At 69.9% G+C, this 22412-nt stretch carries 29 protein-coding genes and 1 pseudogene; 10 read left to right on the plus strand and 20 right to left on the minus strand.

The annotated features are described in order from the left end of the window. Positions 1–294: 294 nt before the first annotated feature. Positions 295–672: an ankyrin repeat domain-containing protein gene (locus tag ABZW32_RS14500; RefSeq protein WP_356215363.1), complete on the minus strand. Its 378-nt coding sequence runs from the start codon at positions 670–672 to the stop codon at positions 295–297. A gap of 127 nt (positions 673–799) precedes the next feature. Here ABZW32_RS14500 and ABZW32_RS14505 point away from each other — a divergent pair, with 127 nt between their 5' ends. The 4 genes from ABZW32_RS14505 (at position 800) to ABZW32_RS14520 (ending at position 5500) form a co-directional block, all read left to right on the plus strand. After that, positions 800–1360: a hypothetical protein gene (locus ABZW32_RS14505; protein ID WP_356215365.1), complete on the plus strand. Its 561-nt coding sequence runs from the start codon at positions 800–802 to the stop codon at positions 1358–1360. Further along, complete coding sequence (locus ABZW32_RS14510) at positions 1357–4017, plus strand: Helicase associated domain protein (protein WP_356215367.1); 2661 nt, start codon at positions 1357–1359, stop codon at positions 4015–4017. Before ABZW32_RS14505 ends, ABZW32_RS14510 begins: the two co-directional genes overlap by 4 nt. A gap of 34 nt (positions 4018–4051) precedes the next feature. Next, positions 4052–4687: a hypothetical protein gene (locus ABZW32_RS14515; RefSeq protein ID WP_356215369.1), complete on the plus strand. Its 636-nt coding sequence runs from the start codon at positions 4052–4054 to the stop codon at positions 4685–4687. Positions 4688–5131: 444 nt separating this feature from the next. Then, positions 5132–5500: a hypothetical protein gene (locus ABZW32_RS14520; RefSeq protein WP_356215371.1), complete on the plus strand. Its 369-nt coding sequence runs from the start codon at positions 5132–5134 to the stop codon at positions 5498–5500. A gap of 499 nt (positions 5501–5999) precedes the next feature. Here the strand turns inward: ABZW32_RS14520 and ABZW32_RS14525 are convergent, their stop codons facing one another. Continuing rightward, on the minus strand, positions 6000–6437 hold the full coding sequence (locus ABZW32_RS14525) for a glutaredoxin domain-containing protein (RefSeq protein ID WP_356215373.1): 438 nt from the start codon (positions 6435–6437) through the stop codon (positions 6000–6002). Between the two features lie 108 nt (positions 6438–6545). Here ABZW32_RS14525 and ABZW32_RS14530 point away from each other — a divergent pair. Next, positions 6546–6764: pseudogene (locus ABZW32_RS14530) on the plus strand (transposase); the annotation flags it as partial. Positions 6765–7263: 499 nt separating this feature from the next. Here the strand turns inward: ABZW32_RS14530 and ABZW32_RS14535 are convergent. Continuing rightward, positions 7264–7479, minus strand: coding sequence for a hypothetical protein (locus tag ABZW32_RS14535; RefSeq protein WP_356215375.1), 216 nt, complete (start codon positions 7477–7479; stop codon positions 7264–7266). Positions 7480–7756: 277 nt separating this feature from the next. On the opposite strand from ABZW32_RS14535, the gene ABZW32_RS14540 reads away from it, so the two are divergent. Beyond that, the gene (locus ABZW32_RS14540; protein WP_356215377.1) at positions 7757–7972 is read left to right on the plus strand and encodes a DUF6207 family protein; all 216 of its coding nucleotides are present in this window, start codon (positions 7757–7759) and stop codon (positions 7970–7972) included. Positions 7973–8017: 45 nt separating this feature from the next. On the opposite strand, the gene ABZW32_RS14545 is transcribed toward ABZW32_RS14540, so the two are convergent. The 3 genes from ABZW32_RS14545 to mobF form a co-directional block, all read right to left on the minus strand. Then, a complete protein-coding gene (locus ABZW32_RS14545) occupies positions 8018–8527 on the minus strand; it encodes a hypothetical protein (RefSeq protein ID WP_356215379.1) in 510 nt (169 codons plus the stop codon). A 531-nt stretch (positions 8528–9058) separates the two neighbouring features. Next, a complete protein-coding gene (locus tag ABZW32_RS14550; RefSeq protein WP_356215380.1) occupies positions 9059–9385 on the minus strand; it encodes a hypothetical protein in 327 nt (108 codons plus the stop codon). Beyond that, a complete protein-coding gene (mobF, locus tag ABZW32_RS14555) occupies positions 9382–11133 on the minus strand; it encodes a MobF family relaxase (protein WP_356215572.1) in 1752 nt (583 codons plus the stop codon). The genes ABZW32_RS14550 and mobF overlap by 4 nt, the downstream gene beginning before the upstream one ends. A 220-nt stretch (positions 11134–11353) precedes the next feature. On the opposite strand from mobF, the gene ABZW32_RS14560 reads away from it, so the two are divergent. From ABZW32_RS14560 to ABZW32_RS14570, 3 genes are all read left to right on the plus strand, one after another. Next, positions 11354–11548, plus strand: a complete 195-nt coding sequence (locus ABZW32_RS14560) for a hypothetical protein (RefSeq protein ID WP_356215381.1) — start codon at positions 11354–11356, stop codon at positions 11546–11548. A 204-nt stretch (positions 11549–11752) separates the two neighbouring features. After that, complete coding sequence (locus tag ABZW32_RS14565) at positions 11753–12055, plus strand: hypothetical protein (RefSeq protein ID WP_356215383.1); 303 nt, start codon at positions 11753–11755, stop codon at positions 12053–12055. A gap of 86 nt (positions 12056–12141) precedes the next feature. Continuing rightward, positions 12142–12849: a hypothetical protein gene (locus ABZW32_RS14570; protein ID WP_356215384.1), complete on the plus strand. Its 708-nt coding sequence runs from the start codon at positions 12142–12144 to the stop codon at positions 12847–12849. A 309-nt stretch (positions 12850–13158) separates the two neighbouring features. Here ABZW32_RS14570 and ABZW32_RS14575 read toward each other — a convergent pair whose 3' ends face one another. Beyond that, positions 13159–14274, minus strand: a complete 1116-nt coding sequence (locus tag ABZW32_RS14575; protein WP_356215386.1) for a ParB/RepB/Spo0J family partition protein — start codon at positions 14272–14274, stop codon at positions 13159–13161. Next, a complete protein-coding gene (locus ABZW32_RS14580) occupies positions 14271–15488 on the minus strand; it encodes a ParA family protein (protein WP_356215388.1) in 1218 nt (405 codons plus the stop codon). Before ABZW32_RS14580 ends, ABZW32_RS14575 begins: the two co-directional genes overlap by 4 nt. Positions 15489–15776: 288 nt before the next feature. On the opposite strand from ABZW32_RS14580, the gene ABZW32_RS14585 reads away from it, so the two are divergent. Next, complete coding sequence (locus ABZW32_RS14585) at positions 15777–16568, plus strand: hypothetical protein (RefSeq protein WP_356215390.1); 792 nt, start codon at positions 15777–15779, stop codon at positions 16566–16568. A gap of 351 nt (positions 16569–16919) precedes the next feature. Here the strand turns inward: ABZW32_RS14585 and ABZW32_RS14590 are convergent, their stop codons facing one another. The 12 genes from ABZW32_RS14590 to ABZW32_RS14645 all read right to left on the minus strand — a co-directional run bounded on the left by ABZW32_RS14590 (position 16920) and on the right by ABZW32_RS14645 (position 22360). Next, positions 16920–17486: a hypothetical protein gene (locus ABZW32_RS14590; protein WP_356215392.1), complete on the minus strand. Its 567-nt coding sequence runs from the start codon at positions 17484–17486 to the stop codon at positions 16920–16922. 61 nt (positions 17487–17547) lie between these two features. Next, entirely contained in the window at positions 17548–17799 is a 252-nt protein-coding gene (locus ABZW32_RS14595; RefSeq protein WP_356215393.1) for a hypothetical protein, read from the minus strand. Between the two features lie 35 nt (positions 17800–17834). Continuing rightward, positions 17835–18239: an RNase adapter RapZ gene (locus ABZW32_RS14600; protein WP_356215395.1), complete on the minus strand. Its 405-nt coding sequence runs from the start codon at positions 18237–18239 to the stop codon at positions 17835–17837. A gap of 88 nt (positions 18240–18327) precedes the next feature. Further along, positions 18328–18765, minus strand: a complete 438-nt coding sequence (locus ABZW32_RS14605; RefSeq protein WP_356215397.1) for an NUDIX domain-containing protein — start codon at positions 18763–18765, stop codon at positions 18328–18330. 13 nt (positions 18766–18778) lie between these two features. After that, on the minus strand, positions 18779–18958 hold the full coding sequence (locus ABZW32_RS14610; protein ID WP_356215399.1) for a hypothetical protein: 180 nt from the start codon (positions 18956–18958) through the stop codon (positions 18779–18781). Next, the gene (locus tag ABZW32_RS14615) at positions 18958–19440 is read right to left on the minus strand and encodes a hypothetical protein (protein ID WP_356215401.1); all 483 of its coding nucleotides are present in this window, start codon (positions 19438–19440) and stop codon (positions 18958–18960) included. Before ABZW32_RS14615 ends, ABZW32_RS14610 begins: the two co-directional genes overlap by 1 nt. Further along, positions 19440–19646 (minus strand): hypothetical protein, encoded by a 207-nt coding sequence (locus ABZW32_RS14620; RefSeq protein WP_356215403.1) that lies wholly within the window; start codon positions 19644–19646, stop codon positions 19440–19442. The genes ABZW32_RS14615 and ABZW32_RS14620 overlap by 1 nt, the downstream gene beginning before the upstream one ends. A 22-nt stretch (positions 19647–19668) precedes the next feature. Then, positions 19669–19950, minus strand: coding sequence for a hypothetical protein (locus ABZW32_RS14625; RefSeq protein WP_356215405.1), 282 nt, complete (start codon positions 19948–19950; stop codon positions 19669–19671). Beyond that, positions 19947–20387, minus strand: a complete 441-nt coding sequence (locus tag ABZW32_RS14630) for a hypothetical protein (protein ID WP_356215407.1) — start codon at positions 20385–20387, stop codon at positions 19947–19949. The genes ABZW32_RS14625 and ABZW32_RS14630 overlap by 4 nt, the downstream gene beginning before the upstream one ends. After that, positions 20384–21061: a GGDEF domain-containing protein gene (locus tag ABZW32_RS14635; RefSeq protein WP_356215409.1), complete on the minus strand. Its 678-nt coding sequence runs from the start codon at positions 21059–21061 to the stop codon at positions 20384–20386. The genes ABZW32_RS14630 and ABZW32_RS14635 overlap by 4 nt, the downstream gene beginning before the upstream one ends. 88 nt (positions 21062–21149) lie before the next feature. Then, complete coding sequence (locus ABZW32_RS14640) at positions 21150–21425, minus strand: hypothetical protein (RefSeq protein ID WP_356215411.1); 276 nt, start codon at positions 21423–21425, stop codon at positions 21150–21152. Positions 21426–21514: 89 nt separating this feature from the next. Next, positions 21515–22360, minus strand: a complete 846-nt coding sequence (locus ABZW32_RS14645; protein ID WP_356215413.1) for a hypothetical protein — start codon at positions 22358–22360, stop codon at positions 21515–21517. Positions 22361–22412: the final 52 nt, after the last annotated feature.

Raw genomic sequence — 22412 nt, forward strand, 5'->3', positions numbered from 1 at the left:
ATCAGCGCGTCCTGCCCGAAGGTCACCGTCACGTCCACGAAGGTGCCGGCGGGGTCGACGACCGTCACCCACGCGCTGCGCGCGTGGGAGAGAACCGCTTCGCTGCGCTCAGCGGGGTCCGGCTTCGCCGGCCCAGGGCTGGCCCTTCGGGCCGGAGTCCGGAGCTTCGCTCCGGACTGGTTCGAGGATTCCGCTTCGCTCCACCTCGAACGGCCCGCTGCGCGGGCCTGGATGACTCCGTTTCACGGAGTCCGGGCTTTCAGCCCGTTGGGCGTCTGCTTCGCTCCCGCCCTTTCAGCCCTTCCGGCTTCGCCTCCAGGGCCACAGCCCACTTCGCGGACGGCTGGCCGGGGCAGCTGAGGTGATCCGGTCGATCAGACGGTAGGCGATGTCGTGACCGTAGTGGTCGGCCAGATCTACCACGCACATGCGTCCCGGAGGTTGGGGTCTCGGATCTGCCCCGTAGGCCAGCAGGATCACGGTGAGCCGACTGTCGATCGGAGTCCCTGACTGGAGTGCCGAGTCCCCCTCCAGGTCGATCGCATGCTCCAGGAGGGTCATCCCACAGCACACCTCATTGATGTCTGCGCCTTCGTCAAGGAGGCGGGTCAGTTCAACATGGCCGCTGGACTCGACCGCCTGATGGGCAGGCGTCCAAAGGTTCTCGATCATCCCGTTCCCCTTCGTTCCCGCCATCGGTCGTCATCGTGTGTACGAACTCCGACCCTAGCATGATGCAGCATGTACCATTGGAGAAAAAGAGTCACACCCTCCAGGCGCATCGAGTGAGGTTTCACGGATGTCTGTCTACGACTACCTTCCCCACGAATTGGCTCGCCTCGGTGTGCTGAGAAAAGCGACAGGCCTGGACCTGAACCAGGTCATGGAACGCGTACGACTCGCACAGGAACGCGAGACCCTAGCGGGCACGAGGCCAGAGGAGCCAAAGAGCCTGAGCGAACTGCACATCGCCTACCTCCAGCACAACCAGTGGCGACGCATCGCCCACGTCATGGCCGAACGGCACATGCCCGTCTACAAGCCCGCCGAGGACCCGCGCGCGATCCGCTATGAGGAACAGCGTCTCCAGCGCCTTGAAGAAGACCTAGCGCACTCCGGACAGCCCGACGGTCAGGCGCCCATCGAGCCGCTCAGGCATCGGGTCTACCGGATCGCCGGCCGGCCCGTCGGCGAGCACCTGCCAACGGATGCCGACTTCGTCGTCCACCTGATGGCAGGCTCACTCAGCGAGGCTGCTTACCGGGCCTGGCGCACCTACGGACGACCTGGGGGCACCTACCGGACGAGTCTCATCACCTCCGTTGAACAGGTCCTTCCTGAACCAGGAGAATCCTTTTGATCTCGCTCAGAGAACACCAGGTGGATCAGAAATCGAGTTTCCGGAAATGGGTGGGATTCTCTGCAAGATCATCTGCGCCCTCGCAGGGTGCCCGGGCCACGATCGTGTCCGCGACCGGCTCGGGCAAGACGATCACGGCCGCCGCGTGCGCACTGGAGTCCTTCGCGGACGGCCGGATCCTCGTCACCGTGCCCACCCTGGACCTGCTCGCGCAGACGGCCCAGGCGTGGCGTTTGGTGGGCCACCGGGCCCCGATGATCGCCGTGTGCTCGCTGGAGAACGACCCGGTGCTGGGCGAGCTGGGGGTGCGGACCACCACGAACCCAATCCAGCTCGCGCTGTGGGCCTCTTCGGGGCCGGTCGTCGTGTTCGCCACGTACGCCTCCCTGGTGGACCGTGAGGACATCGACGCACCCAAGGGCCAGCGGAAGATTCGCGGGCCCCTGGAGGCCGCCCTCGCGGGCGGGGAGCGGCTCTACGGGCAGCGGATGGCGGGCTTCGACCTCGCCATCGTCGACGAAGCCCACGGAACCGCCGGCGACCTCGGACGACCCTGGGCCGCGATCCACGACAACGCACGGATCCCGGCCGACTTCCGGCTCTACCTCACCGCAACCCCGCGCATCCTGGCCGCGGCCGGGCCGCAGAAGGGCGCCGGGGGCCAGGAGGCGGAGATCGCGAGCATGGCCGACGACCCGGACGGCACCTACGGCGCGTGGCTGGCAGAGTTGGGCCTCTCCGAGGCGATCGAGCGGGGGATCCTCGCCGGGTTCGAGATCGACGTGCTGGAGATCCGCGACCCCTCCCCCGTACTCGGCGAGCCGGAGGAGGCGCAGCGGGGCCGGCGCCTGGCGCTGCTGCAGACCGCACTCCTGGAGCACGCCGCGGCGTACAACCTGCGTACGGTCATGACCTTCCACCAGAAGGTCGAGGAAGCCGCCGCGTTCGCGGAGAAACTGCCGGAGACCGCTGCCGAGCTGTACGCCACCGATGCCTCCGACGCCGATCTCGCGGCCGCGGAGAAGCAACCCGCGTCGTCGATCGACGCGGAGTTCTACGAGCTGGAGGCCGGGCGCCACGTCCCGCCGAACCGGGTGTGGTCGGCGTGGCTGTGCGGGGACCACCTCGTCACCGAGCGCCGGGAGGTCCTGCGGCAGTTCGCCAACGGCATTGACGCGGACAACCGGCGTGTGCACCGGGCGTTCCTCGCGTCCGTACGCGTCCTGGGTGAGGGCGTGGACATCACCGGCGAGCGCGGGGTGGAGGCGATCTGTTTCGCCGACACCCGCGGCTCCCAGGTGGAGATCGTCCAGAACATCGGCCGTGCGCTCCGGCTCAACAAGGACGGCTCCACCAAGGTGGCGCGGATCATCGTGCCGGTCTTCCTGGAACCGAACGAGGACCCGACCGACATGGTCGCCAGCGCCAGCTTCCGCCCTCTTGTAGCAGTCCTCCAGGGCCTGCGCAGTCATGACGAGCGCCTCGTCGAGCAGCTCGCCTCCCGCGCCCACACCCACGGCAAACGCAAGACCCACCTCCGGCGCGACGAGGACGGGCAGATCGTCGGCATCGGCGGTGAGGGCGAGGACCAGGAGGACGGAACCGACGCCGCAGCCGAGTCGGCGCTGCTGCACTTCTCCAGCCCGCGCGACGCCGCCACCATCGCCGCGTTCCTGCGCACCCGCGTCTACCAGCCCGAGTCCCTGGTGTGGCTGGAGGGCTACCAAGCCCTGCTCCGGTGGCGGAAGGAGAACGAGATCACCGGCCTCCACGCCGTGCCCTACGACGTGGAAGCCGAGGTCGGCGTCACCAAGAACTTCCCCCTCGGGCGGTGGGTGCACCAGCAACGCAAGGCCCTGCGGGCCGAGGAGCTGGAGGACCGGCGCAAGGTCCTCCTGGACGCCCCGGAGGCCGGGATGGTCTGGGAGCCCGGCGAGGAAGCCTGGGAAGCCAAACTCGCCGCGCTCCGGTCGTACCAGCAGACCACCGGACACCTCGCGCCCCGGCAGGACGCGGTCTGGGGCGAGGACGACGAAATGGTGCCCATCGGGCAGCACATGGCCAACCTTCGGCGCAAGGGCGCGAAGAACGGCCTGGGCAAGGACCCGGACCGGGTCGCAGAGCGCGCGGCGCAGCTGACCGAGATCGACGAGGACTGGGACTGCCCGTGGCCGCTGGACTGGCAGCGCCATTACCGCGTCTTGGCGGATCTGGTCGACACCGACGACGTCCTGCCCTACATCGCGCCGGGCGTCGTCTTCGACGGCGACAACGTCGGCAAATGGCTCCAGCAGCAGAAGCAGCCGGCCACCTGGGCCCGGCTGCTGCCCGAGCAGCAGGAGCGGCTGACCGCGCTGGGCGTGCAGCCCGATCAGGCGCCCCCTCCCGCCCCTGCGGCCAGTCGCGGGGCGAAGGGGCCGAGCAAGGCGCAGCAGGCGTTCCAACGGGGCCTGGAGGCCCTCACGCAGTGGGTCGAGCGGGAAGGCGCCCACCGGCCCGTCCCCAGGGCCCACGGAGAGGAGATCACGGTCGAGGGTGAGGCGGAGCCGATCGTCGTGAAGCTCGGCGTGTGGGTCTCCAACACCAAGAGCCGACGCAACAAGCTCACCGCCGACCAGCTCACCGCCCTCGCGAAGCTGAGCGTCGACTGGGCGTGAGGAGCTCGTCAGTGCCCGCCCTTACGGTTTCTTCATGGAATGGGGAGATACAGCAGGTTGGGTCGGGGGCGTGGCGGGGCTGGGGGCGCTCGTGTACGCCCAGTTGGCGCACAGGCAGGCGAGCAAGGCCAACAGCCTTGCGCAGGAGGCAAACGGAAAGAGCGACGCATCGATCAGGGTGGCCGAGAAAGCCAACCAGCTTGCCGAGGAAGCGACTACGTATGCGCGTCGTGGAGAGGCGCGCGAGACCGAACGCGATGATGTCCGCTGGGAAGGTGACTGGATCGAGCCCGGCCGGTACGGCCTGGTGCAGCGGGGTGAAGCAGTCGCTCGCAACGTCGTGGCCATCGTCAGTGTGGACGGCGCCGAGGTGACCGTCCGCAGGCCACAGGTAGGCAAGGACGAAACCTTGGTGTTCGAGTTTCCGACGGCAGCCGCTGCCTATGCAACGGAACGTGCTGCCTGGAACGACGCCGAGGCCGAAACGGCAAGGCGCCGCAGCGAAGCAGCCGCGGGACATCTCGCATCTCTCATGTTCCAGTCACCAGATCCTTTGCGTATGGGCTTCTACAACCACCACATCAGTGAGCGCGTCGACTGGGCCACAGCCCACGGTTCCCACAAGGTCCATGAGGGCGAGCAGACATTCGCTTCCCTGGGCCCTCACTGAGCATCGAGGCCACTCGGGCCTGGGTCAGAGGAAGGCGCCGGGCCGGTAGCTCGCACCCGCACACCCGCGGTCGCGGCGACCGCGGGCCCTGCTCGCGTGAGGCGACCCGTTTGCCGGATTTCCCACCTGGACTGTCAGTACCTGTTTCTGAACCCCTGACAGCACCCCGAGCACGCAGCCCACCTGATGGAGACGCTGCAGCGCTCCGGCCTCCCCCAAGACAATCCCGAGACGTGAGCCCGACAGACCTCGCGTCGAAGATGCAAGAGCTATTGTCAGCGACCCGGCCCGCCAGCCGAATGGTGTCGGAGTGGTCATGCGGGGGCCGGTGTCCAGGATCGTCCGGATTCCGCTCGATCAGTTGTGCTCCGTGCTGTCGGCTGCTGGACTTGGGGTGCGCCCCGGGCGCCAGCTCGGGGCGGGACCGACGAACCGGAGGATTCCATGCGATTCACCAGGACCGGAAAGCGTGCCTCGGCCGCCGCGCTCGCCATGGTGGCGATGGGCGTGATCGGAGTGGGGAGTGCGACCTCGGCGCAGGCCGCCGAGGGCTCCTGGTTTATCCGCAGCGGCGGCTGCACCGCGTTAGAGAAGGTCGAACTCCACAGTGGTCACGACTACATGGCGATCGATCCGACCGCCGCCCCCAATGGCTGTGAGTTCGGCATCAGGAACTTGAGCACCGGCGGGTGGGCGTACGGCCCGACCACCAGCCCCAGCCAGTCGCCCTGGGTGTACGACGGCCCGGGTATAACCCTGAAGGCGTGTTTGTGGGGGCCCTTCAGCGCAGAGGTGTGCGGCCCGGCCAACTGAGCCGCCAACAGCGCGCGGTGCTCGGCCAGGTAGTTGGTGGGCAGGCTGATCTACCCGTACTCGGTGGACCGGTCGGCCAGCGCCTGGCGCAGTGCCGACTCGGGGTCGCAGAACGGGGCGGGCTCGGGGTGTGCTGGTCCTGGCCGAGGTCCTCGTCACCCACGGCGGCCTAGCGCAGCCAGTGCTCAGCCCCGCACAAGCAGAGCCGGTAGCTTGGTAGCAGGTGGGTTATGGGCCCTGTTAGTGGCCATCACCGTGAGAATGATCAGGGTGGTCCGGTCCACCGACCTTCCCCGCCCAGCCTCCGGGTCGAGTTCCCGATGGGGAACGTCCCGCCCGCTCCACGCCCCTGCAGTTCCGTTTGCCGAACGGTCACAGTGACCGTTCGGCAAACGCTTCCGCGGACTTCGCGAGCCGGACACTGGTGGGGTGGCTTGCGGCTTCCGGGTTCAGAAACAGGTACTCACCTTGTCTTTTAACCTCTGGGCGCAGTTTCTGATCATGCGGAAGGGGAGAGCTGTTCGCGCACCCATTCGGGATCGGGGTTGGTGTGGGGCTGGCCCGCCACGACGACGGTTGGCACGGTCTCGTTGCCGTCGTTGGCTGCTCTCACCGCTGCGGCTCCTGCCGGGTCGCGCCAGATGTTGACCCAGTGCAACTGGCGGGCGCTGCGGCCCAGCCGGATGCGCAGTCGTATGCAGTACTTGCAGCCCGGCCGCCAGAAGACGACCGGTCGGCCGTCGACCGCGCTGCGGCGTTGTGCCTCCTGAGCACCGACGGACCTCGGGAAGATGAGGGGTGAGTTCACGCCGGCGAGCGCCAGGAACGCCAGCAGGAGTGCTGCGGCCGCGCCGGGGCTCCCCGTGAAGATCTGCCCAGTCGCGACGGCTGAGCCGCTGAGCACAAGCAGCATCGGCAGGATCCAAGCGCGCATCATGGTGATGCACCCTATCGGTGAGTCGAAATGCTCCTCGAACTAGGCCGCTCACCTGGGTGTTCGCCGGACGCTGAGGCGGCCTTCGTCTGATCATGTGCTCCGACCAAGGTCGACCACCTTCCCGGCGGGGAAGACCCGCTGCCGCTCTGGCTGTGGTCGTCGGCCACCGGCCTGAGCGGCGAGAACGTCGACGTGCGCTGGCAGGCGTTCCTGCGGCGCTTCGACCTGGAACACACCTTCCGGCTGATGAAGCAGACCCTGGGGTGGACCCGCCCGAAGCTCCGCACCCCCGAGGCCGGAGACCGCTGGACGTGGCTCGTGATTGCCGTCCGCGTCGGGCCAGGCCGGCGGGACGTGGACTTCGCGGACGGTGTCGATCAGGTCGGGGAAGCGGCCCTCGCGGCGGGCCTGGGCCAGCTGCGAGGACAGCCGGCGGTACATCGGCGGCGTGTGCGGCAGCGCGCCCTCGGCCGCGAGGCGGTACATCACCTGCCTGAGCGTGACTTTCAGCGGCGCGTACCCGTCCACGATCTCCCGGGCGCGGTGCACGACGATAGGCCACCGGATCCGTTCACTAGCCATACCGGTACATGTACCCCTGCGACGGCGCCGGTCCCCCGAACACGGGACAGACCTCTTCGTCCGGCTATCGCGGACAAAGAGGTGTCGTTTTCCGAAGAGGGCTTGCCCACGGCATCTGACCTTCACGAATGCAAGATCACCAGATTCGGGGGGTCCCACTCACGGTCACACCTGCGGTCCCCCGCCTAGTACAACCGTGCAGACAACCCTCCAGCCACCCTCCGGTGCAACCCGTCGCGGAGTATCAGCGGGAGGGCTCCCAGGCTTGCGGGCCGGCGCCTCGCCACTCCACGAAGTCGGGGTCGGTGAGGTCCACGTCGTCGGCGTTCTCCAGCCCGGCGGCCGCGAGGAAGACCCGGATGTCGGCCGGGTGGTGCGCGACCCCGATGGCGACGCCGTCGTAGCGGACCCGGCGCCAGCCCTGCTCATCGGGCGGGTAGACGATCAGCTTCGCGGACATGCGCCCAGCCTGTTCTCGTCGCACCCCACTGGCACCCGGCCGCGCGCGAACGGGTGAGGCGGCAGTTCACGGCCCCCAGAGAAAAGCACCACCGCCGGCTTCGGCCCCGGAGTACGTTCGGACGTACGGGGTGCGGCCCTGGCCATCAGGGCCGCGACGGGGGCCGCACCCCGACAGAGCTTGCCGACCCTGCGACATCCGCGGCCTGGGATCCCTCGTGCGAGTGGACGGGGGGCCGCCGGCGAACCGGTCCGGTCCCAACGCCGTCGCAGGGCTCATGAAGCCGATCGACGAGCAGCACATCGCGGGGCCCGGCCTGGTGGTCCTGGACATCACCGGCGGGGACGAGGACACGGTCCGGGCCGTCATGGCCGCGCTGGAAGAGCGCTGGGCCACATCGGGTGTTGGCCCGGTGCGCCGGGATCCCGGCGAGCCCGGCGTCCGGGCCCGGATCTACGACGACGTCCTACGCCCGGGACGGCACAGCCCGTGAGTGGAGTCCGGGCAAGCCCTTCGTGAAGGGCTTGCCCAGGGTCGCCTAAGGCTTGCCCAGGTTCTCAGCCTCCACGGCCTCGGCCTCCACCTCCCACAGGGGATGCGCCCGCCCGGTGCCGTAGCAGTGGCAGCACAGTCCATCGCCGAAAGTGGCGTGCGCGTCGATGGTGTCGACGGCATGGCGCAGGAGCTGGGTGAGGCCGAGCACGCGGCCGCTGTGGAGGGCGAGCTGGTGGCGCTTGCCGACCGTGATTTCCAGCGCGGTCCCGGGCGGTGCGGCAGCCCCCAGCTCGTAGGTGGAGGTGATGCCGCGGGTGAGGGCGGTGATCAGTTTGGGCAGGTGGCCCATCGTCTCCCCTCCGGAGAGTTCCACTCGCGCGGTGAAGGCGATGTCACCGGGCCGAGTGAGAGAGAGGAAGGCGTCGGGGCGGTCGAGGGGCGGGATGTTGCCGACGGGATCGGCGTGGGCTCCGTGGAGGGAGGCGAGGGCGTGCCACATGTCTCCCGGAAACGTCGGCATGAGCGTGGCGTTGTCGTGATGGTGTCGTCTCATGTCTCCGTCGTACGTCCCCCGGGAAGGCCTCGTCCGGCTCCGGGCCGTCGTGTCCCAGACGGTGCGGCCACAACCTTGGGTGGCGTCCCGTCCTGCGGCACGGGCGCTGGGCAAGCCCTCCGTGGCGAGGGCTTGCCCAGCAGGGAACGTGACCGATCAGCGCGGCCGATCCGACGCCCGCGATCGGTCAAACAGCACGTCACCGCGCCGTGACCGGTCCGTGCAACTCCCGAACGGCCGGTGACCGGTCATCGGTCACCGGCCGGCACGACCGCGCCCTGGGGCACGGGCTGACGGTGACCGATGACCGATCACCGGCCGCCCTGTGGGGGTGGGCAAGCCGGTGCCCAAGGGTGGCTTGCCCAGGCTCCTCTTGGGCTTGCCCGGCGGGCGTCGCGGGCAGCCGCGTCGGCGGAAGAGGCCGCAGCCGGACCGGGCCGGCTCCCGGTCGTCCTCGAAGAGCGGCGGCACTTGGGATCCACCTGGTGTCGACTCCGAGGCGGTCCACTCGGTGGACGGTGCCCGGCTTCGTCACCACAGCCAGGCGTTCGAGTGCCGCATCCGGGACAGGGCGCGAGCGTCGCGGCGGGCAGCGGCGCTGGCGATACGGTTCTGTCGGGGCCGGGGACGGCGCGACTGGGCGCCGTAGAACCGTCGAACTCCCGCCGCCTTGAGCCGCTTGCGCTGCTTGGCCAGCTCCGCGTTCTTCGCCTTGATGGACTTCGGCTTCCGGGGCCGCTTCCAGATCGGCCGCCAGTCCGTCGGCGGCGCGTACGCCTCGGCGCGCTTCTGGGCGGCCTCCTTCAGTCGGGCGGCGACGGCTTCGATCCTCGGGTCCGCGGGCGGCATGTCGGTCATGCGATTCCTCCGGTGGGTGGTGTCCGCCCCTGTGCGGGCTGGACAGGCTGTTGGACGCTCGGCGGCGGGGCCGACGCCGGGGCGGGCTGTGGTGCAGGGCGGCGGGCGGCAGCTCGTTCCCGGATGCCGGCCTGGAGGCGCGCGGCCACCTCGGCGGCGGCCTCCAGCGTCCGGCTGGTCAGCTCCGCCGCGGCGATGTCCGTCGTCGGCTCCAGGTCCCGGCCGGTCCTCCACCCGGGGCGGAGGACCGGGGTGGTCGGCACGGTGACGGTGCGCGGCCGGGGCCGGGGCCGGGCGTTCAGGCGGTCCGCGCGGCGTAGCGCGTGGACGCGGGCGGTGAGCGCTCCGGCGGCGAGACGGGCCCGTTCGTACGGGGAGGCGGCGCGCTTGCGGGTCAGCGCGCGCAGCACGGCCTGATCCTCGGTTTCGTGCGGGTACAGGGCGCGCAGGTCGGCGGTCATCATCCGGCCTCGGCCGACTGGGCGGGTGTAGGCGTCGATGGCCGCCTGGACTATCTCCTCGTCCAGGCCGTGCTGGTGGGGTCGGCCGCGCAGGGCGTAGGAGAGGTGGCGGCGGGCTTCGGCGAGGAGGTGGCGGTGCGCGAACGCGCCGCGCATCACGTACACCACGGCGATGGTCTCGACGGCGGCCAGGGCGACGTCGACGAGCGGACGCACCCGCACCCATACCGCCGCTGCCGCTGCTCGGGCGCGCTCCGCCAGCCGTGCGACGACGTCGGCTCCGTAGGCTCGGGCCGCCGAGTCCCGCCAGGCGGCGCGCAGCTCGGCCAGCGACCGCAGCTCTGTGCGCTTCGGTAAGCGGGTTTGGTCGGCGGCCTGGCAGGCGAGCGCGTAGGCGGCCCGCTCCCCCGGCGGGTGCCCCTGCCGCTCCTCGTACTGGGCCGTCAGGACGGGCAGGGCGTCCTCGATCTGCTGTCGGCGGGTGGACTGCCACCCGATGAGCCGTCGGTCGATGCCCGCGATGTCCATGACGGGCCGACGGCCGGGCGTCACCTCGCGCGGCTCCCACGCCCACCCGAGCCGGGCCGAGACCTCCTCCATGAAGAGCAGGGTGTAGAGGGCGTCGGCCGCGACGATGTGCTTCATCAGGGCGTCGGCCGTCTGGTTGCCCCACGTCCCGTCCGGCCGCCGGGCCCGGATGGACACCACGGCGTGGTCGTGGAGCAGGGGACGAGAATCGGCGGCGCGGGACTCGTAGTGCCGGAACACCGCGACGATCAGCCCGTCGCGGACGCGGGCACGGTTCTTGCCGCCGCTCTTCCACCGGATCTCCGCGACCGCGTCCTCGAGCCACTCCAGCGTCTTGTCCCGGGCGATGTCCTGGCACAGCTCCAGCACCCTGCGGGTCTCGTCATCCATGAGCGCCCACGCGATGTGCACCGTCGGCGGCGCCCGGAACACCAGGTCCATCCCCAGCCAGGCCGTCCGCTCCTTGGCCTTCTCGGTCTCGGGCGACTGGTTGTGCTCGATGGGCCTGCCCAGCACCGTCGCCCTCCGCGCCTTCGCCGGCGTCTTACCCTCCGCCAGGAGGACCTGCTCGATCCGGTCGGCGTCCGGGTGCCGGCCCTCGCCGAGGAGGAGTTCGGCCTGCCGCTCGGTCACCACGTCCCCGGCCGCTAGGCCGACCGCGGCCAGGCCCCGGCCCTTCCACACACCGGGCGGGACACCTGCCTCCTCCTGCGCGGCGCGCAACGGCTTGCCCGCAGGGCGCCGGCCGTCACCGACCATCACGCCGCGGAACAGGTAACGCACCCCGTCTCCCGGACGGACCTCCGCTTTGCTGATCACCGGGTCATGGAAACCCGCCCCTGACCTGCGCGAAAGCACGAACTGGGCTCCTTCCCGCCGGGCGGGAGGCCATCAGCAAGTCTTTGCCGAAGCGCCCCGCCAGGCGGGACGTCCCGGCAGCCCGAGACGGTAAGCCACGCGTGTGTGCACTCTCCCGCGCATGAACACCCACACGTACGACGAGCCCTGCCCCCTCTGCACCGAACCGCTGCTCCTGGACCTGCTCCAGGTGCGCTCCGCACAGTCCGACTTCCCCGTCGCCGAGCGCGTCACCGGCCGCCACTGCCCCAGCTGCCAGGCGACCCGACCCGAGCAGTGGACGGAAGCCATGCGAGACCACTACGGCGACATCTGACAGCACCGTGCGAATGCTGCGCCCCGCCCTCGCCGTAGTTCCGCTCCCACTCAATCCACCCTCATCGAGCACCAACCAGCGCACGACTGTCCCGAGCACCCGACACCGCTGAACACACCACGTCACCGAAGCCCTCCAACACGAACAGCCACCCCCGCCCCCGGCCACCGGCCGGGGGCTCCGTGCTTCCTGGAGGAGTTCACCGTGCCCACCTACGAGGCCCTGCCCCGCTTCACCGCCGACCTGGACCGCCTCACCCCCGAGCAGCGACGCCGCTTCCGCCAGACCGTGGCGGCCTTCGTCGACGACCTGCACACCGGCCGCTTCCGCGCCGGCCTCCGCGTCAAGCGCGTCCAGCGCGCGGTCGGCATCTACGAACTGACCTGGTCCATGGGCGCCGGACCCGCAGGACGAGCAACCTGGGAGTACGGACCCGAGCTACGCCCCGGCACCCCGCACGTGATCTGGCGCCGCATCGGCACCCACTCGATCCTCACCGGCCCCTGACAGCCGGGCGCAGCCGTCGCGCCGGACCGCCGGAAGCGACCATGGGGTGCCAGCACCACGGACTGGCCGCACTCGTTGGGCGGAACATGAAGCACTCCACCTCCCTGGACCCGCTGGCCGAGAACGCGGTGATCGCGGTGTGCGCGCTCGCCGACGCCGCCGGACCCAGGCAGTGGAGCTCCGGCGCCGTCGAAGACGCGGCCACCGCGCTGGAGGTGCTCGCCGGGGCGCTGTCCGAGCTCAGCCCGGAGGCCGCCGAGCTCCTGGAGGTCATCCCGGCCGCCGTCGCCGCCCTCCGCGAACGCATCGAGCACGCCCCGGCCGCAGCCGTACCGGCCCGCCGTGCCGACACCGCGACGGACCCGGCGGTGCTGAGCACCGGGCTTCGGCGGGCGCTCGCCGCGCACAGCCTCACCGGCCACCGGGTCCACCAGCTCGGCCCCGCTCTGCTGACCGTCACCCTGGACGCGGCCCACGCCCAGGCCCTCGCCGTACTCCTCGCCGCCCGCCGCGCACTCCCCCACCGGCCGCCCGCCCTCGAGGACGAACCCCGATGGGGCGCGGGGCCGGCCGAGACGGCCGCGGCCGCGCTCGCGGTGGCCCTGGCCGCCTACGGGCCGGGGACATACGCCCGGGTCCTCGCCTCCGGACAGGTCACCGCCGGCCTCTCCCCGACGGCGGCCGTGCAGGTGACCGGTGCGCTGAACGCCCGCCCTGCGCCCGCTGTCGGATCGTCGCGGCCCCGGCGCCGCGGGCTCGGGAACGGCTGGAAGGGCATCGATGCCGGCCGCTGAGCGCTGCCCCCCTTATGGCGATGGATCTGAGAAGCGGCGTGAGCTGGCAGCCTCGTCGAAAAAGGCGGCCGTCGGTACGACGTCTCGCGGGAGCCCGGAGAGACCAGCAGGTGTCGTTCCGGCTGAGGCCAGACGCCGATCGGCCGGACCCACACCCACACCTGTCAAAGCGGTTAGAAGCGAAAGGCTTTCGAAGTGTGGACCTGCGGAAGCGCCGAAGGCCCCCGGCGAGCAGGGGCCTTCGGCGTCGATTGCGTGAGCGAGCTGGCCGTACGCGCGCCGGCTGTGCTGACTCGGGCGTTACGTCGGCTAGTGGTCGCCTGACTCATCCTGCGGGCTGAGCAACTGCTCCAGGATGGGTTCCTTGCGTTCTTCCGGGAGCATCTGGAACAGGCACACCAGGAGAACCTCTCGTTCTTCGGGTGTCATCTTCTGGCCCGCGAGGTCGGCCACGGCTCGCCCATCGGCCCAGCGGGCACGGGGGAAGTTGCGGATGTCGACGAGGAACGGCTCATCGTGCTGATCGGTGATAACTGAGTTATCACCAGTCGTGGCGTCTGTTGCCGGTTGCGCTGTGATTCCTGTGCCTTCTGCCTCCGGCGCCTGCGGCTGCGGAACTGCCGCAGAGTCGGTGATAACTGAGTTATCAGCGGCGGGGGCCGGAGCCGGGACGAGTTGGTTCTTTCGCTGCTTGGCCGCCTCCTTCTTGACCCGGGTCGCCTCGGCGCGGCGGTCGGCCTCCTGGCGCTGCTCCTCGGCACTGAGCTTGCTCAAGCCTCGGACCTGGTTGACCTGACGGCGGCCTGCCTGGAGGTCGGCCTGGAGGTCGGGAGCCAGTTCCAGCAGCGAGAGCTTCTGCGAGATATAGGGCTGGCTCTTGCCGATGCGACGGCCCGTCTCGTGCTGAGATCCGTGGAACTCCACGAGACGACTGAGGGCGTGGGCGAGCTCCAGCTCCGTCAGTCCCTCGCGCTGAGTGTTGGCCACGAATGCGGCCTCCAGCAGGGTTTCGTCGGTGGCCGCGAGATCGTTGTTGACCATGACCTTGATGGTCGTGAAGCCTGCGAGCCGTGCAGCCGCGAGACGTCGGTGGCCGTCGACCACGACGTAGCGGGCTCCTTCATCCAGCCGGTGTTCCGCTTCGGGTCGGTGCTCGAGGTAGGCCTCGACCGAGGCAATGGTGAGGGCCTGGACAAGGCCGATCTCGGCAAGGCTCGATGCCAGACCGTCGATCTCGCCCAGCGTCTCCCGGGGGTTCTCGGGGTTCGTGCTGATGAGGTCGAGGCGCAGCTCGGTCGGCGGCCCTGCCAGCGTGGCCTCGCCAAGCTGTTCCGCGATGAGCTGGCCTCGTGAGCTGCGGCGCGAGACACGGTCGAAGGACGCGGAGGCCCCGACGCGCTCAGCGGCTGAGGAATAGGAGGTCACGAGATCTCCTTCGTGATCTTGCGCAGGGCTACTGCCTGATCCAGTGCGGGCGCGTGTACGAAGAGAGGCTTCTTCCTGCGCACGGCTTCGCGCTGCTCCTTGAGGTCGGGAATGACGCCGACGACCGGGGGATTCCCTATGTCCTTCCAGGCCTGGAGCGAGGAAGTGGCGATGTAGCCGCGGCGGCCGTCGTACAGGTTGACGACGAGCCCGAGCTGGTCGATGTCGATGCGCCAGTCGTCGACGCCGTCCTCGATCTGCTCTCGGAGCATGTCGTAGGCATCGGCGGAGCTGTCCTCTGCTTGCACCACGACCAGGATTCCGGACGCTCCGACCTTCTCTCCGGGACGCCGACGGCCGTAGAAGATCGCGGCGTCCATGGCGAGTCCGAGGCTGGGAGGGCAGTCGATCAGGATCACGTCGTAGTCCTGCTCGACCGTCTCCAGGACCCGTTCCAAGGTGGCTTGACGATTACGGTCCCGGGAGATCAAGAGGTCGAGGAGGAAAGCGTCCTGACATGACGGCAGCAGATCGAGGCGACCGCCGAAGCGTTCGTCGGAGATGGGGACGATCAAGTCCCTGACGTGACCGTCTCGGACCTGCTGGCCCATGAAGAGGGCAAGGCTGTTGTTCTTGTTCGGGATCGGCAGGTGGCCCAACTGCTTGGTCAGGTGGCCTTGAGGGTCGTAGTCGACGAGCAGGACCCGCTGCTCGTGGCTCACGAGCTCGCCCGCGGAACCGCCCAGCTCACGAAGGATTCGGTTCACGGCTTCGACGGACTCGGCGCCTTCGGCCAACGCCTGCGCGATACCGGCCGCCACGGCTGTCTTACCGACACCGCCCTTCTGGTTGCACACCACGATCCGTCGCGTGATGGCCTCCGCCGGCCGAACACGAGCCGAGGGGTTCTCCTCCAGCCACATGGCCACGGCCTGCGCGAGCCCCTGGACGTACGGGATCTCTCGCTCGTTGCAGGTGACCTTGAGCTGCTCCCACTGGCCTACGGGGAGCCAGGTCGAGAACACAGCTGATCCGGCAGTCTGCACCGTCGGTCGCGCGGACTCCGCGTTCCGCCACAGCTCGATGCCTTCGGCGACGGCGACCTGGATGTCGACCAGAAGCTCCGCTGCGCGGATCTTGAGTTCTTGATGGAGCGCCGGTGGCAGCTTGGAGACAACTTTCTCTCTGTCTGCACCTGAGTTCGGGGTGACCATGGAGAAAGCTTACTTTCCCCTGAAGCCCTGATGGCAGCACCAAGCCGTCCCGACTCGCGAGTTGAACCAGAACTTCACCACCAGTATGCCCATTTTGCATCGCTATGCCAGGGTTCGTCGCCGATAACTGAGTTATCAGCGACGAACCCGCGTGCTTGCTGTCCTGTCTCAACGAAGTCAGGTGACCAGTCTCACCGAAGTTTGACGACCGTCCCGTTCGTCTCATCGAAGTTGCACCACCGCAAGGAACATCTGCGCCTGGGCGGGTCGACGCGGCAGGATGTCGCAGTGGACAAGGTCATCGAATTCATCAAGGCAGAGCCTGAGGCCGCGACGGTCTTCGCCGCTCTCCTGGCCATCGTCGGCGGCTTCCTGGGGAGCTTGGCTTCGGGCTGGGTGCAGGCACTGGGCGGGAAGGCACAGGCATCGGCCGCGGTGGAAGCTGCGCGGATCTCGGCGGAAGCCCAACGCATCGCCTCGCTGCACACTGATCGGCGAAAGGAGATAGCCGCGTTCATCTACGAGGCTAGGCATGCCGTGAACACGGGAAACCGGCTCTTCTCGCCCATCTCACCCACCGAGGTGTCCGCTCTCCAGACCGCGGTGCAAGCCGCATACCGGGCATTGACCGTCAAGCAAGCCGAGCTGGAGATCATTGCGCCGGTCGAGGTGGTGGAGCGCGCATCCGATCTCGTCGGGGCCGTCGAGGACTTCCTCAGAATGGTGAGCATGCGCGGTGCCGCGTCCCGGGCATTCGAGTCCCTCACCCAGGTACGGCCAGGCGATTCCGATCACGCGGCGTCTCACCAGGCGTACTCAGCACTGGATGCCCTCCGGACGGCGTACGGGGAAGAAGACGCCGAGCAGCAGCAGAGGGACCGACGTACTGAAGCGGAGACAGCTCTTCGCGAGGTGAGCAGTCTCGACAGCAGCCAAGCTCTTTTGCTGCTCGACGATGCCCGCTTGCCCGCACTCGTGCCCCTGCACCACCAGATGATGGGGGCGTTCAGCAGCGCCCTGCGCGGACTGGTGATCTCCAGCCGCCTCGTGCTGCGCGCCAACGACACGCAGCAAGACTGAGTTCCGTTCTAGTCGATAGAGGTAAGACGCGGGCTGATCATGGGGTAGATGCGTTGATCCGCAGACCGTTTCACCTCGATCAAACTTCGGTGAGACTGGCCAAACTCCGCTGAGACGCAACATCAGGCGACGGTGAGCTGCTGACCAGGCGCGACTAACTTCACTGAGACAGCCGCCCACGTGCTGGCCCCGGAACTCCGTCCCGACGACCTGCGTTCGACTGGGTTCGTTGAGACGAACCGGCTGCGACTCGGTTCGTTGAGACGGGACAACAAAAAGGCCTGTACGTCACGCGCATGCGCGTGACGTACAGGCCCTTGGACACCTCTCAGCCGTACGACTACTGCGTCCTTACCTTCCCACGGCGCGACCGAGTGCCGAGAGGAGTCGGGGAGTCGACCGCATGGCGTCAGCAAGCAGTTCCTCGAGGTTGCCCATGTGGTGGGTGGCGTGGCCTTGGGGGTCGTGGTCTTGGCCGACGCAGACGGGGCACAGGTGCTCGTGGCCGTCCTCCACGTCGCGCCCCTGCGGGCAGCCCGCTTTGCCGCAGGTGGGCTGGGTGGGGTCGTCGCCGATGCCGGAGCAGTACGGGCAGCGGGTGTAGCAGTAGTCGATGGGGGCGCCGTGGTGGAGGTCGGAGTGGAGCTCTGCGAGCCCGCGGACTCCGAGTTCGCGCAGCAGGGCATCGGCGGCGGGGACTTGGCGGTCGATGGTGGTGTGGTGGTGGTCGGCGAGCATCTGGACGGCGGTGCACCAGGCGAGGGTGGAGCGGTCGACCGGGACCGGCCAGCTGGCGGCCCAGGGGTCGGTGGGGTCGGCGCGTGGTGCGGTCGGCGCGGTCAGCGGGATTCCCTGGGCGGTGAGCAGGGTGGTGATGTCGGCGATGCGGCGGGTGAACTGGTCGTAGACGGTGGGCATGGGCGCTCGCTTTCGCTGGGGCCGCCGAGCCGGCTGGTCTCGGCGGCCAGAGGCGGTCGGGTCAGCGCGGATCGGGGGCGGGTGCGGGTGCGGCCTTGTGGCTGTCGCGGTGCGCGCGCTGTGTCGGTTCGGCGAGGACGCGGAGACCGTGTGGCTGGCCGACGGGGCCGCAGGCGCTGCAGACCACGGCGTAGTTGCGGCGGCCGGTGCACCCGGAGGCGGGGTCACGGGGCTTGCCGGACGGGCTGACGGCGTGTAGGCAGACGGTGCTGTCAGGGTGGAGGGGTTCGATCTTGATCGTGGCGCGGGCCATGGGTGAGGGCTCCTGTCCGGGGCTGGGAAGCGGTGTTACCGGGCGGTGGGTGTCTTGAGGACGCGCGGCAGGTGGACGTGCAGGTGCTCAACCACGACCTCCCGGCCGCGGGCACGGAGTTCTCGGCCGAGGAGTTCGGTGAGTCCGCTCGCCCTGTGTCTACCTCCCACACAGCCGATGGCGATGTGGCTGGGGCCGGCGGGGAGGTCGGCGTAGTCGGCAAGGTTGGCGAGCAGCTCGCGGGCGCCGGGGGTGTTGAGGACGACGTCCTGGACGCGGGGGTTGAGGCCGTCGAGGTCGAGGATGTCGCGGGCGGCGGCGGGGTCGCGGAGCCGGTCGCGGACGTCTTCGATCCGGTCGGCGGCGGGCGGGACGGGGGAGCCGTCCGGGCCGGTGGGCAGGTGGAGGTAGCCGAACGAGGTCAGACGGATCGAACGCATGGTGCCTCCAGGCGGCTGGTGATGAGCAGAACGGGGAAGCGCCGTCCCTGCCGGGAAGGCGGGAGCGGCGCTCCGGGTCTGTGGGTGATCAGGGGTTGAGGAATGCGGCGGCGCTGATGATGTCGGCGTGGTCGAAGGCCAGCTGCTCGGGTAGTTCGTCCAGGGGCCACCAGCGGGCGGTGCGGGCGTCGTCTCCGGCGGTGGCCTGCGTGCCGTCGGGGATGACGGCCATGTACGCGAAGGTGACGTACCTGCCGCGCGGGTCCCGGTCGAGCTGGTCCCAGACACCGATCTGGTGCAGGGCGCCCACGGGCACGTCGACGCCGGTCTCTTCGGCAAGCTCGCGCGCCGCGGCCGCGTACGGCGCCTCCCCGGCATCGACGTGTCCACCCGGCAGCGCCCAGGCGCCCTCGAAGGGCGGCCAGCCGCGCTCGATCAGCAGGACGTGGCGGCTTGGGGTCACGGCGACCACGTCGGCCGTGTACTGGATGGCCTCGGGGTCGGTCTGGGTCTTGGGCTCGGTCATGTTCGCCTCTCGGTTAGGGGTGGGTGGTGTCGGTGACGACGAGGAACTGGTCGCTGGCGAGGTCCATCACGACGTGGGCGTCGGTGCCCTGGGCGCGCTGGGCGGCGGCGTATTCGTCGGCGGGCCAGAAGCCGCGGGGGTGGCCGGCGGGGAAGCGCTCCAGGACGGTGCGGTGCCGCGCGGTGGCCGTCATCACGCGTCGCCGCCGGTCACGCGCTCGTGGATGTCGATGAGGGTGGTGATGGCGTCGGGGTTGTCGGCGAGGCCGACCCACTGCCCGCTCGCGGTGAAGACGGGCACCTTGTCGGTGTCGGCGCCGAAAATCACGACGTAGTCGCCGTACCGGTCGAGCACCATCTCGCGCAGGAACGGGAGGAACGCGGTGTCGAGGACCTCCAGGGCGTCCACGGTGAGACGGGCGGGCTTCCCCGGCGTCGTGGGCTGGAACAGGGTGCCGGTCGCGCGGAGCAGGTCTCCGGGCTGTATGCAGTGCAGCAGCTCGTGGACGATCCCCGCGGCCGCGCTGGTGCAGGTGACGACCGTGTCGGGGGCGTCCTCGTCGGCGGTGTCGAAGTCGGCGGGCCGGACGACCAGGTCGAAGGTGGCGGTGCCGTGGGGCCCGGGGGCGGGGATCGCGTCGACCCAGCCGTCGACGGCGCAGTGCTTGGTGTCCATCAGCTGGCCTCCGCCAGGGTCTGGGTGGGGCGAGGGGAGCGGGGTCGGGGGGTGCGCTGCGCGAGCACCAGGAGCTCGGCGTTGCGCTTCTGCTGCGCGGGGGTGAGGGGCCGGGCCTTCGCGGCGCCGTGGCGGTGCCAGAGCGGGGAGGCCGGCGGCTCGGGGTAGGCGAGAGCGTGGTCGACGGGGCGTTCGGTGCTGCTCATGGGACCTCCGAGGGGGAGGGGTTCAGGCGTGGGTGGCGCGCTGGGTGCTCTTGGGCTGCGTGTCGGAGGCGAACCGGCCGAGGCGGGCCTCAACGGGGTTCGCGGCGATCCAGTCCTCGGCGCACGCCTTGTGGACAGGCTCCCCGGCGTGGGAGCACATCGGCGTGGGCTTGTCGCACAGCGCGCAGGGGCGGTCCTGCCAGGCATCGAAGTGCTGGCTGTCACGCCAGTCGAGGAGCGCGCCGGGAGCCGGGATCAGGCCCGGCTCGAACGGCGGCTTCTTCTTGGTTCGGGCGCTGGTCACAGCCGGAAGTCGGGCAGCTGCCGGAAGACGCGCTCCAACAGGGCCGACGCCGGCTTCCACGGGACGACCTGTCCGCGCGCGGGGACGGGCAGGGGGAGCTCCTGGACGTCGGAGCGCACCAGGTGCCAGGCCCCCGGGTGCGCCCACGGCGAGCAGAGCGGCGCTCCCTCGAGGTCCTGGTGGCAGTCGGCGATCCGGGCGACACCAACGACCGCGCCGGTGACCAGCTGGCGGTCGCGGACCGTGCGGCCGATCAGCGGGATCCGCAGGGCGGGCCGCTCCACGGTCTGGCTCGTGTGCAGCAGCACCCAGCCGGTCCGCCACCGGCCGGGCCGGTTCTCCACGTCCTTGGCCCCGGCGAGGATGCAGGCCGCGTACGGCTGGCGGATGCTGATGCCGGGGATCCAGTCGCCTGCGGGCAGGGGCACGGTGCTCATGCGGCCCGTCCCCACACGGCCGTGCCGGGGCGCCCGGCGCGGCGGCCGTTGATGGACGGCACCGTGCGGTGCTGCGCCGTCGCGAGGACCGCGCGGCCGGAGTGCTTGCCGTCGTACAGGGCGGCGTCGGCGGCCCTCTGCAGCACGCTCAGGTCGCGGGAGCCGACCCAGGCCGGGGCCGCGGCGCCGACCGAGGCGGCAACGTCGACGGTGTGGCCGTCGTCCAGGGTGACCGGCGTGTGCAGCATCCGCACCAGCTGCTCCAGGCGCTGCGCGCGGCGGCCGGAGGCCAGCTCCAGGACCACGGCGAACTCATCGCCCCCGAGCCTGCCGACGGACGCGCGGGGGCCCGCCCACGCGGTGAGGCGGGCTCCGATCGCGGCGAGGACGGTGTCACCCGCCGCGTGTCCGAAGCCGTCGTTGATCTCCTTGAACCGGTCGGCGTCGACCATGACCACGGTCGTGTCGTCGCCGTGGCGGGCCAGGAGCCGGCGGGCGCGGACGGTGTAGGAGTCGCGGCGCAGCAGGCCCGTCAGCGGGTCGCGCTTCGTGGCGGCGAGCTTCTTGTGCAGTGCGACGGCGTGGACCGCCCAGCCGGTCAGCGGCACAGCGGCGGCGGTGATCAGGAGGGTGCGTGGGCCGACCCGGCCCGTCGTGTGCAGGACGGAGTCCATACTGGTGTCTCCCTCTCGTCTCGTACGGGATGGGGAACCCGGGGCAGGCGACGGTTTCGACGCCTAGAGCGCCTGTCCCGGGGCGAATTCACATCAGGCTGTTGGGGTTGACCCACGCCTTGGTGGTGGCCTTGTGCCAGTCCAGGACCCAGTCCGGACGCAGACCGCGAACGGCCCATCCGTCGCTGGAGTCCTCGGGTGCCGGGCGGCCGGCGGACATGTGCTGCACGGCCCGGTCGTAGGCGTTGTGCGCGGCGGCCAGGGCCTCGCTTTCTCCGGCGGCGCGGCCGGTGAAGACGTGAAGCCCTCGCCGTTCCTGGTCCGTTGCGTGGTGTATCGGGACGTCGACCTCGTATCGACGCATGACGTCCAGCTCCTTTCCGTGCTTGGGGGAACACCGCGGCCGCCCCGGCCCCCGTCGTGCGGGGAGGCCGGGGCGGCACGGAGCGTCCGTCAGGCGCGGTAGACGGGCGGGCGGATCCCGGCACGGAGTTCGCGGATGATCGAGCAGGGGCCCTTGGTCGCGCAGTACGCGTCGTCGGTGTCCGGGAGGGCGTTGCCCGTGGTGCCCCACATCTCGCGGGCGGCCGCGTTCACGGCGAGCAGCATCTCGCCGTTGTTGGGGCGGCAGGCGCTGTTCTTGTCGCCGACGCCGTGCCGGTGGGCGCTGATGATGTGCTGGCGGGCCTGGCGGGCGGCCCAGCGTCGGCTGTCGGGGCCGGTGTTCTCGTGGACGTGCCCGCTGTCGTGGAAGGTGTCCATGTGGCAGCCGGTGCAGTGGTAGGTGACCAGCTGCTGCGGCTCGCTGTCGGGAAGCCACTTGCCTTCGAACTCGTAGACGATGACCTCCGCTCCCGGGATCTCGGTGTGCGCGAAGGCGGTAACGAGGCCGACGCCGTCCGCGATGCCGCCGCGTGCCTTGACGTTCCAGAAGGTGCGGGGGAGGAAGGTGTCCCAGCCCTTGCCGTGGGGCCACTGGGCGTACATGACGCCCTGGGAGGCGTCGAAGGTCGCCGTCCCGTTGATGTTCTCGCGCTGGTACTGCTCGATCTGTGCGATCGGCCCGAAGTACGTCGCGCTGAACTCCTCGGACTCCAGGAAGATCAGCCCGTAGCCCTCGGGCCGGGTGTCGTGGCCGTTGTCCTTGAGGATCTCGACCATGTCCTCGTAACCGGGGTTACCAGGGGTCATGGTGCCGACGAGCGGTAACCGGTACCGGTCGCAACTGGTGACGCGGGCCGGGTTGGTGTCGCTGACGTTGTGCGCGGTGCCGTACGTGTTCGTGATCGTGAAGCTCATGGCTGGGTGTCCTTCCCGGGGTATCAGCAGGCGCCCGGCGTGGCCGGGTCGT

The organism is Streptomyces sp. NPDC004667 (assembly GCF_040609475.1).
GTDB lineage: Bacteria > Actinomycetota > Actinomycetes > Streptomycetales > Streptomycetaceae > Streptomyces.